Here is a 14276-nt window from a genome sequence, read left to right on the forward strand (position 1 = left end):
GATTTTTATTTTATAATGCCGACCTGTTGCGGCAGGGCAGGTTTGCAGAGATAGACCTGGAAAATATAATAGAGGAGCTGGAGAGCATGGCCAGAAGTGATAAAATTTATGCACCCGTTGTGTCAGCTCAGGTCTGAGGATTATGGCAGAACGCCTCCCCTTTTACAAGATACTTTGCCACCTGTGAACCATTATGTTATGATAAATGTGCGTCATAGCTTTTACAATGCTTTTGCATAACACAATATAGAGAACCAACATAAGGAGAAGACACATGGCCGACACAGACAGTGTAAAGGAAGGAAAGCTGTTCTACTCTGACGTTCCCGCCAGGAGCGAGGCGTATTTCCTGAAGGGTTCAAATTCCCTTGACTGGGGGATGAAGAACAGGTTATCGAACATTTTTAATCCGATATCGGGCAAGACCGTGATGCTTGCCATTGACCACGGATATTTCCAGGGGCCTACGACGGGGCTTGAGCGCGTGGATATAAACATCTTGCCGCTGTTGCCATACACCGACACCCTCATGCTGACCCGCGGGATACTACGCACAACCGTTCCCCCAACCTACACCAGGGGGATCGTGATGCGTGCCAGTGGGGGACCAAGCATCCTCAAGGAACTCTCCAACGAGGAGATAGCCGTTGACATCGAGGACGCAATCCGCCTTAACGTGGCAGCCATGGCCGTCCAGGTATTTATCGGCGGGGAGTACGAAACGAAATCGATCCACAACATGACCCGGCTGGTTGACATGGGCAACCGTTACGGGATACCGACCCTTGCCGTTACCGCCGTGGGCAAGGAGCTGGTCAGGGATGCCAGGTACCTGCGTCTGGCCTGCAGGATATGTGCGGAGCTTGGCGCCACATACGTCAAGACCTACTATGTGCCGGAGGGGTTTGACACGGTAACGGCCTCCTGCCCCGTGCCGGTTGTCATGGCCGGCGGAAAGAAGCTCCCCGAACTCGATGCCCTGAGGATGTCCTATAACGCCGTACAGCAGGGTGCATGTGGTGTTGACATGGGGCGCAACATCTTCCAGTCGGACGACCCAATTGCCATGATCCAGGCAGTGCGCAGGGTAGTCCACGAGGGCGTTACCCCCCAAGAAGCATACGACTTCTACAACACACACAAGACCAACAGTGCCAGATGATAAACAGATGGTCCGCCAAGAAGCCGGATAATCATAAAGTACCCCCTGCCGACGACCTCGCTCAGAGGGTGCATTCGGGCAGGCTCATCGGGTTAGAGAGGCGGCTTGTCCTGCATGGCGGCGGCAACACTTCCGTCAAGACGACACACACGGACATCCTGGGGCAGCAGATACCCGTTATCTACGTCAAGGCCTCCGGGGCCGACATGGCCACAGCCGGACCGGAGGGTTACGTTGGGCTGAGGCTTGAGTATCTGCAACGATTGAGCGTCCTGCAGGCTATGTCAGACCAGCAGATGATAAACGAAATCAGGACGCAGATGCTCGATTATCGTTGTCCAAATCCATCACTTGAGACCCTCATGCACGTCTTCATCCCGTTTAAGTACATCGACCATACGCATCCCGATGCAATCCTGACCCTGACCAATCAGACAAACGCCCAAACACACATAAGAAACGCCTTGGGTCAGGTGCGACCTGAGGCGGTAAAGAACAACGACGTCGTCATACTGGACTACATAACGCCCGGCTTTAAGCTGGCCAAGGCAGTGTCCGAGGTGTTTTCGGACAATCCGGGCTGTCGTGCGATTGTGCTCATGTATCATGGGCTGATAACCTGCGGGGAGAGTGCAAGGGAGTCCTACGACCTGACCATAGAGTTGGTCAGCAGGGCAGAGAGGTACATAGAATCTGCAAGGAAGTCCCAGATTGTGGTGACACCTGTCACGACGGTCTCAGTGGCCAGTCAGCGGTACAGGGCAATTGCCCCCATCATCAGGGGGATGCTGGCCTCAAAAACGGAGGATTCCTGTCAGCGGGTGATACTCAACCACCTTGCAACCGATGAGACCCTCGCATTTGTTGAGTCAGAGCGTGGCAGGGAGATCGCCCTAACGCCGCCCATTACGACGGATTACCTCATCAGGACAAAGGCCTTCCCCCTGTGGCTGGAATCCCCCGACTTCGATAAAATAGCAGGACAGCTTGCCGATGCACTCTCACGTTACCGGCAACAGTACGATGCCTACATTGGACGTCACAGGATGCAGGATGGCCTCAGCGCCTTTGATTCCCAGCCACGTGTGATATTCATCCCCGGGCTTGGTGTCATATGCGCCGGTAGGGATGCCAGGGCTGCACGGATTGCCGCCGATATTACAGCGCAGTCTGTGGCGGTAAAGGGCGCCATCGCCGCAATGGGCGCCTACCAGGCCATTGAGGAATCCGACCTGTTTACGATGGAGTACCGTGACTATCAACACGCCAAGGTGTCCACAACGTCAGAGCTGCCCCTGTGTCATCACGTGGCCCTGGTGACCGGTGCGGCGGGGGCCATTGGCAGTGCGATTTGTCGTGGGTTGTTGGAGCAGGGCGCTCACGTGGCCGTTGCCGATCTGTCGGGGGAGGCGTTAAACTCCCTGGTGGGGCAGCTAGAGGCGCTCTACGGCAACGACAGGGTATTGGGTGTTCCGATGGACGTCACGGATGCCGATTCCGTCAGAGGTGCATTTGCCGAGGCGGTTGGAGCCTGGGGCGGGGTTGACCTGCTGGTCCCAAATGCCGGAATCGCTATGGTTTCCACGCTTGAGAACATGTCCCTTGAGGCCTTCCGCAAGGTGCAACGGGTCAACGTTGATGGCACACTCAACGTCCTCAGCGAGGCGGCCAGACTATTCAGGGTTCAGGGCAGCGGCGGGGACATCGTCATGGTCTCCACCAAGAACGTCTTTGCCCCCGGTGCCGGATTTGGGGCGTACAGTGCGTCCAAGGCGGCGGCCCATCAGTTGGCCAGGATTGCGTCGCTGGAGTTGGCCTCCATTGACGTGCGTGTCAACATGGTAGCCCCCGATGCGGTGTTTTCCGACGGCGCTCGTAAGTCCGGTCTGTGGGCGGAGATCGGCCCCGACCGGATGAAGGCACGCGGCCTCGATGAGAAGGGCCTTGAGGATTATTACGTCAGTCGCAACCTGTTAAAGGCGTCTATAAAGGCCAGTCACGTAGCCAGGGCGGTCTTGTTCTTTGCGACACGGCAGACGCCAACTACCGGGGCCACCATCCCCGTTGACGGCGGTTTGCCTGATGCCACGCCGCGGTAAGACAACAAGGGGGCGGCTCCGCCCCCCCTTGGGACCCCCCTGCAAGGGGGCCAGCCCCCTTGACCCCGTAAAATGCCATGTATCTTGTGTTTAATCCAATCGAAACGTGCTATAATTTAATATAATACTATTATACAACAAATAGAGGTATATTCGCTATATAATTTTTCTATAATTCCGCGTAAATAAGTAATCTAAGCATAGTTTTTTGCTGCGAAAGTTGAGTAAATATACTAAAAATATGCTGCGATATGTTATTATACATTAGTAAAACATATTATAGTGCGTTTCGATCGATTGCAATACAAAGAAAGAAAGGGGCGGCTCCGCTTCTTTGTCGCTCCAGGTCGCACCTGGCCCCTTCAGAACCCCCCGCAAGGGGACCAGTCCCCCACTGAGTCGGGGGGGCGCTGACCCATTGACCCCGTAAAAATGCCATGTATTTTGTATTTAACCCAGCAGTTTAAGTGGCAAATAAGAAAAGAAGCACTAACGAAATCAATAGAATTGAGGTAACAACTGACAATATAACAGGCAGGGGAGGTCTGAGGCAGTGGGGAGCAAATTAATCTTGCAACGGATATTGACATTACGGATTTATTGTTTTATATTAATAGTTATAATTTATGAGGAGATATATTGGATAGAGGCAGAAGTTTAACTCCGGGCAAAAAAGCATGTTGAGGTATAGAGATGTTTGAAAAGTTCACAGAGAGAGGCAGGAAGATAATTATATACGCCAAGGAAGAGGCTGAAAACAGGCAGAATGACTACCTGGGCACGGAGCACTTGTTGCTGGCCCTGTTGAGGGACAAGGACGGCCTGCCTGTTACCATATTGCGCAAGATGGGTCTATCCACGGAGGATATAAGGGTCGAAGTGGAGCGGAACCTTCCCGGTGGGAGCAACCTGCTCACCTTTGGCGAAATCCCCTTCACGCCACGTGCAAAGAAGGTGCTGGAGCTGTCGGTGGAGGAGGCGCGCCTGTTGGGACACAACTACATAGGCAGTGAGCACCTGCTGTTGGGGCTGATCCGGGAGGACGAAGGGATCGGCGGGAAGATATTGAGAAACCTCGGAGCAAACCTCCTGGGGGCAAGACAGTTGACGATAAACCTCTCCATGCGGGCACAGAACTTCTCAAAGGCAAAGAAGACCTCAACCCCGGCCCTGAACGAGTTTGGCAGAGACCTGACCTCAATGGCACAGGATGGCCAACTGGACCCGGTCATCGGGCGTGAGGACGAAATCGAGCGCATACTCCAGATACTTGGGCGAAGGATGAAAAATAATCCCGTTGTCGTTGGCGACCCAGGCGTGGGTAAGACCGCCATCGTGGAAGGACTTGCGCAAAAGATAAACAGTGCCGATGTGCCGGATAGCCTGATCGGAAAACGGATCATCTCACTGGACCTTGGCGCCCTCATAGCGGGTACAAAGTACCGGGGGCAGTTTGAAGAGCGCCTCAAGGTGATCATGAAAGAGATCAAGCAGTCCGATAACGTCATCCTGTTCATAGACGAGTTGCACACCCTCATAGGGGCCGGGGCGGCGGAGGGGTCGGTTGACGCCTCAAGTATGCTCAAACCAGCCCTCTCACGAGGGGAGATACAGTGCATAGGGGCCACAACGTTAAACGAATACAGAAAGTACATAGAAAAGGATGGCGCCCTTGAGAGGCGCTTTCAGCCCATCTATGTCCAGCCGCCAAGCATAGAAGACACGATCAGGATTCTCAAGGGTCTAAAGAACAAGTACGAAACCCACCATGGCATCACAATAACCAACGAAGCCCTTGATTCAGCCGCACGACTGTCCGACCGCTATATCTCCGACAGAAACCTCCCCGACAAGGCCATCGACGTCATTGATGAAACCGGTTCGAGAATAAAACTCAAACGGTTCACGCCTCCGGTGGAGCTCAAGGACATCGAACGGGACCTGGCTCGTTTATACAAGGAAAAGACCTTGCATATCCGAAAAAATGACATAGAAAAGGCAGCCTCTGTCAGAGGTGAGGAAGAGAAACTAAAGCGCCTCTTTGATGTCATCCAGAACAAGTGGCAGGAGAACCTCAGCAAGGACACTCCGTTGGTCAGGGAGGATGATATCACCTATACGGTGGCCAAGATGACGGGCATCCCGCTGTACAAGCTCGAGGAAAAAGAGACCGAACGCCTGCTGCATATGGAGGATGAACTGCACAAGAGGATCATCGGGCAGGTGGAGGCCATAGACTGCGTAAGTCGTGCCATCAAGCGTTCACGTGCCGGTATCAAGAGCAGGACCAAGCCTATTGGGTCGTTCTTTTTCCTGGGTCCCACGGGCGTGGGCAAGACGGAGCTGGCAAAGGCACTGGCTAATTTCCTATTTAACGATGACAAGTCCCTCATTAAGATAGACATGTCGGAGTTTATGGAGCGCTTTAATGTCTCCAAATTAACGGGGGCGCCTCCGGGGTATATCGGCTATGATGATGGCGGACAGTTGACCGAGCGGATCAGGAAGAAGCCTTACTCGGTGGTGTTGTTTGACGAAATAGAGAAGGCACACCCCGATGTCTTTAACATCCTGTTGCAGATACTCGATGAGGGGGTGCTCACGGACAGCCTCGGCAGAAAGGTTGACTTTAAAAACACGGTCATCGTGATGACCTCCAACCTCGGTGCAAGGATCATCGAAAAGGCTACACCGCTGGGGTTTCACAGAAAGGACTCCGCAGACCTGTACTCAAAGATAAAGACAAACGTCCTGGACGAACTAAAGAAGACGTTTAACCCTGAGTTCCTCAACAGGGTGGATGACATCGTGGTATTTCATCCCCTGGGCAAGGACGAACTGAGCAGCATCATTGACCTGCTTGTAGAGCAGACCAACCGTCAGCTCCTGCAACAGGACATACTGATAGAGCTGGAAGATGAGGTCAAGGAGTGGCTGATGGTAAAGTACTACCAGCCGGCCTATGGGGCCAGACCGATGAGGCGCGCCATTGAAAAAGAGATTGAGGACAGATTATCGGAGGAGATCATAAAGGGTCGGTTTAAGGGCGTCAACAGGATAATCGTGTCGTTGAGGGATGGCACCCTTGTATTTGAGGAATCAGATACGGTGCAGGAATACGTCTCCGTGGGTGAGGCCGGGGTGATTTTTGACTCTGACGCCTCCGTGAGTGACATTGACTACGGAACGTATCAGAGATAGAAAAATGAAAGCGGCTATACTTATCATAATGTTGGTGATTGCTGCCTTGGTAGTGCAGCAGGGTTTCAAGGGTGGACAGAAGCAGCACGGCAGTCGGGCAGTGGAGGGATTAAATGCGCCTGACTTTACACTCAAGGACGACAAGGGCAACACGCTGACCTTGGAGAGCATAAAGGGCAAGGCCGTGTTGCTTAACTTCTGGGCAACCTGGTGTACGGCCTGCGTGGAGGAGATACCTTCCTTGCAGAGACTCTACGCCGAGCAAAAGGGAAACCCTGATTTTCAGATCGTTACGGTCTTGTTCAGGGACTCGATGAAAAATGCCACGGCGTTTATGAAAGACGGCAAGTACGACTTCCCCGTGCTGCAGGACCCCGATCAAAAGAGCGCAAAGACCTATGGCCTGACGGGTGTGCCGGAGACCTTCCTGATAGACAAGCGTGGGATTGTAGCCAAGCGCATACTTGGTCCGGTTGAGTGGGACTCCAAGATGGCCAAGGACATGATCAGCAAACTCACCGGGAAGTAGTCCACCGTACACACAACCGGCAATACCCCGGACAGGAGGCTATTGTGAGGGATATCGGGGAGAAGGCAGTGCTGTTCTGTGGGCTGCTGTACTCTGACGGCGAGGCTTGTGAGGCTGCAATGGCGGTAGTGTCGGAGGCCTTTGGACGTATTGTGTTGCAGGCAGGGCAGTTTCAGTGGGATTACTATCGCCATTACGAAGGCGAATTGGGAACTCCTGTGTGGAGGCGGTTTATTGCCATCGATGGGGCGTTTGACTCCGGGGCCATTGCCGACGTCAAGCGCAGGACAATCGAAATCGAAGGTGTGCTGTCGGTATGCGGCAGGCGCAGGGTCAACATAGACCCCGGTTATATCACCCTGGCAAAGGTCGTCCTGGCATCAACAAAGAACTATTCCCACAGGGTCTATCTCAGGGACGGCATCTACGCCGAAGTCACACTGATCTACAACAAGGACAAGCGCCTATATGTCCCGCACCTGTTTACGTACCTCGATTACAAGGAGCCTGCTGCCATTGACTTTATGCTTCAAGTCAGGAGACTCGTTTGATGGCAGTTTCCACCAAAAAAAAAGAAAGAAGGGGGCGGCTCCGCTTCTTGGCGCTCCAGGTCGCACCTGGCCCCCCTCAGACCCCCCTGCAAGGGGACCAGTCCCCCACTGAGCCGGGGGAACTTAGCCGGGGGTCGCTGACCCCTCGCTGACCCCTTGACCCCATGTTACCTTTTTGACAATAGGTTTATCATACACGGCATATCAATTATATAGCGGAATTCTTACTCTTTTTTTTTATCGTTTGTATTGCTGCTGGTATGTTTTTTCTTTTTCGATTTGCCTGATGGTTTGATCGTTTTTGACGTACATAATGGCTAAGACCAGGCCTAGTATGGTAAAGACAATTCTTGTTCGCATCGGAGGGATACTGTGAACCTTTTCGCCGGCTATGACTATGAATATTACCAACAGGGTAACTGACACCAAACCGCCTGGAAATGGAAACCCGTTAATCACCACCATCACCGGCATCAGCACGGACATGTATGCTACACACCTGTAGGAGGTCTCATAGGATTGCCTCGACCCCAGAATCTTCCAGATAATAAAGAGCGCCAGGGCCGCCAAAAACCCAAACAGCGTCACCGTCACTGGTACAAACAAGATAGCGGCCACGGCCTTCCCGATCCCCTCAAGGATGTTGAATCCCAGGATGCTGATAGCAGCCTTGAGCAAACCACCGGATACCCCCATCGCTATCATAAAGACCAACGGTCCCATGTACCCACCCTTTTTGGGCATTGTGCTGAAAAAATCAGCCGGGGTTGTCAACACCCTTATAGCCGTTGAGGGAATGCTAAAAACACTGATATGGTTTCTGCCCATAATATCTGATAGTAACATAAAAGGTTGATAAAAAACACGCTTGCGTTGGGTGCATAGATTTTTCATGGGTAGCAAGGTGTCTATTATGGGGTCAAGGGGTCAGCGACCCCCGGCATAAAGGGGGGGCTGGCCCCCTTGCGGGGGGTTTTAAAGTGGGACGGAGCCGTCCCTTTTTTTCTTTGACGAAGCGCCCACTACTTTCTTATGCACCCCCTGGGGTTTTTTTTGTTTAAATTCAATGTTTATTGTATGTTATAATACAGCAGAGTAATTAATCAGCGATGTCTGCGATACGTATCAGGAGGTAGAGGCATATGATACTTAACCTGGGAAGGTATATAAATCTCACGGAGATAGGGCGTGGGGCACAGGGGGTTGTCTACAAGGGCTATGACACGGTCATAGAGAGGATCGTTGCCGCCAAGACCGCCGGAAATCTTGACGAGGCAAAGAACCTCGGTAAACTCCACCACCCAAACATAACCATGATATATGATGTGGAGAAGTTTAACGATACACACTTTATATTCATGGAGTATGTCAACGGTGTGACCCTCAAGGGCATCATAGCGGAACAACACCGACTTCCTCTGAAGGAAAAGGTAAAGATAATCATCCTGATCGCCAGGGCGCTGCACTATGCCCACCAGAACGGCATCATACACAAGGACATCAAACCGGCCAACATCATGGTAATTGACGACAGCCAGATAAAGATCATGGACTTTGGAATCGCCACTGCCGAAACCAAAACTACCGATAACTCAAGGACATATCTCACCGGCACGCCGCACTACATGTCCCCGGAGCAGCTCTTTGGACAACCCCTCAACCGGCAGACCGATATATACTCGCTCTCCGTCCTGGCATACGAAATATTTACGGGCACAAAGCCCTTCATTGCCGAATCGCTGAAGGCACTGTTTAAGACCGTCCTCAATGACACCCCCACACCGCCGCACGAACTCAACACCGATATCCCGCACGAAATCAGCAGGATCGTCTTGCGCGGTCTGGAAAAAAACAAGGAAGACCGCTATCCCTCAGCCGCCGACATGGCCGATGACCTCGAACTCTTACTGCACGTCATCGAAAAAGAAGAGTGCGCAGACCTCCCCGAACTCACGGACAACGACATGCGGGCACTCATCATATCACTGAAGGACAGCTACACCTTCTTTTGCGACTTCACGCCAAACGAAATCTACCAGATCATGAACATGAGCACGATAGTCTACTTCCCCCGTGGTCAGGTAATTTTCAAAGAGGGCATGGTTGGTCAGAAGATGTACATAGTTGTCAGCGGCAGTGTCACAATATCGAGAAACGTTGCCGGTGCGGAGGAGGCCATCGCCACGCTGGGACAGGGCGCCTGTTTTGGCGAAATGGCCATCCTAGACCAATCCCTGCGGTCGGCCACGGCCACGGCCCAGACCGATTGCACGGCCATTGAGATCAACGAAGTGGTACTCAGAAAGACCAGTGAAAACCTGTGCTTTAAGCTCTACAGGAATCTTTCGTCGGTGATATCCGAGCGACTTCGACAGGTCAATGCCAGGTGTACCGAAATGGAGATACAACTGCGGCGCACCAAGACCCGCCAGATACGCTGTGCCATAGCAACAAGCCTTATGGACACGGGATGCTTTGAAGACATAATCCCTGTGTATGCACAAAAAGAAGGGATCGAGATACACGCACTGTCGGTCTCTTCGGGATTGGCCCTGGAACTTGGCAGGCGTGGGCATGTTGATATGGCCTTTGCCGCTCTCAGTGCCGAAGAGGCCGATGATATGACCAAGTCTGCTTCCTGCGGAGGCGATGGATACAGGTGCTTTGTCCAGGTGCACAAGCTCAGGCAGAACGACCTCATGCTGGTAGGTCACTACACCAATCCGGCGAAAATAGCCCACGGCACCTCACCCCTGGAGGCATTGCAGGCAATAGCGCACTGTAGCTGTCTGTTCATATCGCGCGGGGACCACTCCGGGGTCTATATGCAGGAGATGGCACTGTGGAGGGCGCTGGAGATCGACCCAACCTCACAGCCGTGGTACATCGAAACCAGGCAGCTCATGGCCGATACCCTCAGATTGACCGAAAGCCTCAAGGCTTACACCATCACCGATAAGGCCACTTTTCAACACCTGACCTCCACGGAGGGCATTAAACTGGATGTACTTGCAGAGAGCGGCTTTAGTAACTATAACTATGTCATGGCGGTAAATCCGCTGGTTCATCCATCGGTAAACTACCGTGACAGCGTTGAGTTTATTCGCTGGCTGACCTCCGACCAAGGCAGGGAGGCCTGTGCCAGGCTCACATCCGATACGTCACAGCCACAGCAGCAGTCAGTGCAACCATCCGTTGAGCCTGTCATTGTAGAGGCTGAGGCTGTGGTGTCCACCAATGAGACAACCGGTGAAAATTCCAACGGCGACCATGACTTACACAACGGCAACGGAGGCGGACACCGTAAGGAGACCGAATTTTCACGCTCCGCATATGAGACTGGACACTCACGCCCCGACAGCGGCGACGTACAGGGCAATGGCGATACCCCAACGTTGATCGACACCTCAATGGACATCTGATGAGACACCACCCCTGCCACAAACCGCCCCTTTCTTGTATTGCACGCAATCGAAACGCGCTATATACATAAGGTTTCAATTGCATTGCTGAACTATTATTTTTTTTGCTTTCAGTCCTTGTTTTCGTTGTAGATGGCATCTAAGTCGCCGGCAATCCTTGCAAAGGTCCCAAGGACATCGGGGTCGAAGTGTGCGGGGAGGGTTCTGCCGTCGCCCTTGGTGATTATTTCGACCGCCTTTTTGTGTTCAAATGCGGGCTTATACGGACGCTTCATCACCAGGGCGTCATACTGGTCGCAGATGATGACAATCCGTGCCTCAATCGGTATGGATTCGCCACGTAGTCCGGCGGGATACCCGGAGCCATCCATCCGCTCGTGGTGGCAGAGGGCTATGGACTCGGCCATCTGGATATTGGCGTGAGACGACCCCGAGAGTATGCTGGCCCCTATGGCCGAGTGCGTCTTCATGGTCTCAAACTCCTCCTCCGTGAGCCTCCCCTGCTTTAACAGCACGCTGTCAGGGATGCCGATCTTGCCAATGTCGTGCAGGGGGCTTGCAAACCCGATTGCCTCGATAAACTCCTGTGACATGCCCAACTCCTGTGCCAGCCTCTTTGAGTAGAGGCCTATGCGCACTATATGTTCACCGGTGTCTGAGTCCTTGTGTTCAGCCGCAGAAATCAGACGCTGGAGCAGTTCGTCGGTGAGGTTCTTGATTGCCCGCTTTGTCTCTTTGAGTTCAAAGGTCTTTTTATCGACCGAACTTTCGAGCATTTTCTTGTAGGTCTGTTCCAGCTTTGAGTACCACAGGTAATCCACCGTCTCACTCAGGACCTCCAGCAGGTGTTGTACATCAAGGGGTTTGAGCAAAAAGCTGTGTACGCCAAGATTTATCAACTCCATCAGATAATGCGCCTCGTCATGGGCCGAAATGACGATTATCTTTTGATGCTTGTTGAGCTTCTTGATCCCCCTGACCATCTCTATTCCATTGACATGGGGCATGCGGATGTCGCTGATGACTATGTCAAACAGTCCGGGTCTGTACTTGTCAAGCCCCTCCTGACCATTGGTCGCACACTCAACGGTCTCAAAAAATCTCAGCAAAAACTTCCTCGTATCCTCCCGTATCTGCTTGTCGTCTTCCACGTAAAGGATTCTGATTGCCTTTGCACGCCTCACAAAGTCTTTAAGTGTGTTGGTATCTATCATTTGCTCGCATCCTCCTCAATGTTGTACGGTAATCTGATAGTAAAGCAGGCACCACGTTGCGTGTTTCTTACAGACAGCTCACCTCTGCAATGTTGTTCGATGATCATCTTGGACATGTACAGGCCAAGCCCCGTTCCCGTAGATTCGTCCTTTGTCGTAAAATATGGGTCAAATATCCTGCCAATAATTTCCTCTGCCACCCCTCCGGCGTTATCTTCCACATCCAGCACCGCAAAGCCATTGTCGTCCCTGCACGTGAGGGTAATACCCGGGTCGTGTATCTGTCGTGTAACGAGCACATCCTGGGCATTCTTGAGCACATTTAACAGCACCTGTGTAACCTCGTTTGCGTAGGTGTTAATTGACGTAGCCAGGGAACAGTCAATCCCGACCTTTATTGCGTTGTAGTCCAGGGAGTTTTTTACGATTGCCAGGGCCTGATTAATGATGTCGGTGATACAGACGTTTTCTCTGGTTTTCCTTGGGCTAAAGAACAGTCTGAAGTCATCGATTGTCTTTGAGAGGTACTGTGCCTGGTAATTTATCTTTTTAAGGGATTCATAAAGCTCATCCTTGCTAAAGGTATCAAGGAGCAGGGCTATCTGCATGTCGCCACTGATCGTTGTAATTGAGGACAGGGGTTGTCTCCACTGGTGGGCAATCATGCTCAACATCTCACCCATGGCCGCCAACTTTGACTGTTGTATGAGCATCTGTTCCCCTTGCATTCGTTTAACGATCTCAGTCCTGACCCTCACTTCAAGTGTTTGGTTTAGCATTTGTAGTTCTTGCTGTTTTCGTCTGATTTCCTGTTCGGCCTGCACATTGCGTGTTATATCGGCCACGATCATGAACAAGGTCATCCTGTCATCTATGTTTATCGGACTTGACTTGATGCGCACGTTGCGAAGCTCACCGTTTGCAAGCCTGTGGAGCATGTCGTATATCCTGCTTTCGGAGGGAAGCTCATCATCCGGCGCCTCTGCTATGATATCAGTTATCTTGAGAGTTTTCATCTCATCCAGGGTGTAGCCATAAAAAGCACAAGCCATCGGATTGGCATCCACCACCCTTTTGGTGTCATGGTCTACCAGAAGCATCTTCGCCGGGCTTTTGTTAAACAGGTTGCGATAGCGCTCCTCGCTTATGCTCAGGGACACCTCGCTCCTTTTGAGGTCCCTGAACAGCAGGCTGTAGGGGTTTCTCAGACCGGTTTGTATGATGGCCAGGTATATAAAGTAAAAGGACAGTATCTTCAAAAAATGACCCACAACGTTGGATATCCCATACAAGTGCATGTAAAACGTGAAACTGATCTCGGTACAAATCGTAAACACTAACGATAGTATCAGCATACGCAGGACATATCCATCGAGGTCTCCCCTGTGTTGCAGCAGCATAACCAATGCAAGCACTAAGATGAGGCATATTACATACTCACTTACCACCTTGAACCTCGTCAACCCCACACCATCGATGAAACAGTCCGGGAATACACGCCAGTAAAACACGGACAACAACAACAGCGTAACCGTCAATCCAAATCCAAGAAAGACGACGCCAACGTTGGGTCTTTTCCTGAAAAACACCGGAGCAATAGCCAAAGAAACAGCCTCTGTGTACCGTGCGATAATCCACAACTGAGGTGGCAGGTTGTTATCGTTATACCCATGAATGACCCCCATGCCCTTATAGGAGAGCGCATGCAGAGTATCCACGAAGGCCACAAACAGGTAAGCAATCCCCAGAAAGAGCAGGTAATAATTGGTGGCAAATGACCGTGAGTTCCATGCCAGCGTGAATATCCCAAAGGCTATTACAATGCTGAACAGTTCAGCGAAACTGTGAAATAACAAATAGTTGTAAACGCTTAAAACATAAAATGCGCCCAAAACCAAAATCACGACAAGCGTCTGTCTCATTATGTATTCTATTATGACATAAATGACTGACAATCTGGGTATCCTCTTTAAAAAGCAGGGTAAAAAATTTTTTCACGGTTAAAGGGCATGGATTCCTGCTTTCGCAGGAATGACAGTTACAGGCGTTTTCCAAGTGTGTCATTCCTGGCTTGACCAGGAATCCATGATGCATAAAA

11 protein-coding genes are annotated in these 14276 nt (G+C 51.7%); 7 read left to right on the forward strand and 4 right to left on the reverse strand.

The features are described from left to right. The first annotated feature begins 26 nt into the window (after positions 1–26). The 6 genes from HWQ67_RS20410 (at position 27) to HWQ67_RS04215 (ending at position 7542) form a co-directional block, all read left to right on the forward strand. A complete protein-coding gene (locus HWQ67_RS20410; RefSeq protein ID WP_425340697.1) occupies positions 27–137 on the forward strand; it encodes a DUF29 family protein in 111 nt (36 codons plus the stop codon). Positions 138–274: 137 nt separating this feature from the next. Beyond that, on the forward strand, positions 275–1162 hold the full coding sequence (gene lsrF / locus HWQ67_RS04195) for a 3-hydroxy-5-phosphonooxypentane-2,4-dione thiolase (RefSeq protein ID WP_218251391.1): 888 nt from the start codon (positions 275–277) through the stop codon (positions 1160–1162). After that, the gene (locus HWQ67_RS04200; RefSeq protein WP_218251392.1) at positions 1159–3261 is read left to right on the forward strand and encodes a bifunctional aldolase/short-chain dehydrogenase; all 2103 of its coding nucleotides are present in this window, start codon (positions 1159–1161) and stop codon (positions 3259–3261) included. Before lsrF ends, HWQ67_RS04200 begins: the two co-directional genes overlap by 4 nt. 693 nt (positions 3262–3954) lie before the next feature. Further along, positions 3955–6462 (forward strand): ATP-dependent Clp protease ATP-binding subunit, encoded by a 2508-nt coding sequence (locus tag HWQ67_RS04205; RefSeq protein WP_218251393.1) that lies wholly within the window; start codon positions 3955–3957, stop codon positions 6460–6462. Positions 6463–6466: 4 nt separating this feature from the next. After that, positions 6467–6991, forward strand: a complete 525-nt coding sequence (locus HWQ67_RS04210; protein ID WP_218251394.1) for a TlpA family protein disulfide reductase — start codon at positions 6467–6469, stop codon at positions 6989–6991. Between the two features lie 44 nt (positions 6992–7035). Then, complete coding sequence (locus HWQ67_RS04215; RefSeq protein WP_218251395.1) at positions 7036–7542, forward strand: DUF4416 family protein; 507 nt, start codon at positions 7036–7038, stop codon at positions 7540–7542. A gap of 237 nt (positions 7543–7779) precedes the next feature. Here the strand turns inward: HWQ67_RS04215 and HWQ67_RS04220 are convergent, their stop codons facing one another. After that, complete coding sequence (locus tag HWQ67_RS04220) at positions 7780–8370, reverse strand: YIP1 family protein (protein WP_218251396.1); 591 nt, start codon at positions 8368–8370, stop codon at positions 7780–7782. A 314-nt stretch (positions 8371–8684) separates the two neighbouring features. Here HWQ67_RS04220 and HWQ67_RS04225 point away from each other — a divergent pair, with 314 nt between their 5' ends. Then, on the forward strand, positions 8685–10964 hold the full coding sequence (locus HWQ67_RS04225) for a protein kinase domain-containing protein (RefSeq protein ID WP_218251397.1): 2280 nt from the start codon (positions 8685–8687) through the stop codon (positions 10962–10964). Positions 10965–11074: 110 nt separating this feature from the next. On the opposite strand, the gene HWQ67_RS04230 is transcribed toward HWQ67_RS04225, so the two are convergent. The 3 genes from HWQ67_RS04230 to HWQ67_RS04240 form a co-directional block, all read right to left on the reverse strand. Further along, positions 11075–12178: an HD domain-containing phosphohydrolase gene (locus HWQ67_RS04230; RefSeq protein WP_218251398.1), complete on the reverse strand. Its 1104-nt coding sequence runs from the start codon at positions 12176–12178 to the stop codon at positions 11075–11077. After that, complete coding sequence (locus HWQ67_RS04235) at positions 12175–14034, reverse strand: MASE3 domain-containing protein (RefSeq protein ID WP_218251399.1); 1860 nt, start codon at positions 14032–14034, stop codon at positions 12175–12177. The genes HWQ67_RS04230 and HWQ67_RS04235 overlap by 4 nt, the downstream gene beginning before the upstream one ends. Continuing rightward, positions 14012–14276, reverse strand: a 265-nt coding sequence (locus tag HWQ67_RS04240) for a hypothetical protein (protein ID WP_218251400.1), incomplete at its 5' end; no start/stop codon positions are given. The genes HWQ67_RS04240 and HWQ67_RS04235, both read right to left, overlap by 23 nt.

Source organism: Candidatus Magnetobacterium casense (assembly GCF_019173545.1).
Taxonomy (GTDB): Bacteria; Nitrospirota; Thermodesulfovibrionia; order Thermodesulfovibrionales; family Magnetobacteriaceae; genus Magnetobacterium; species Magnetobacterium cryptolimnobacter.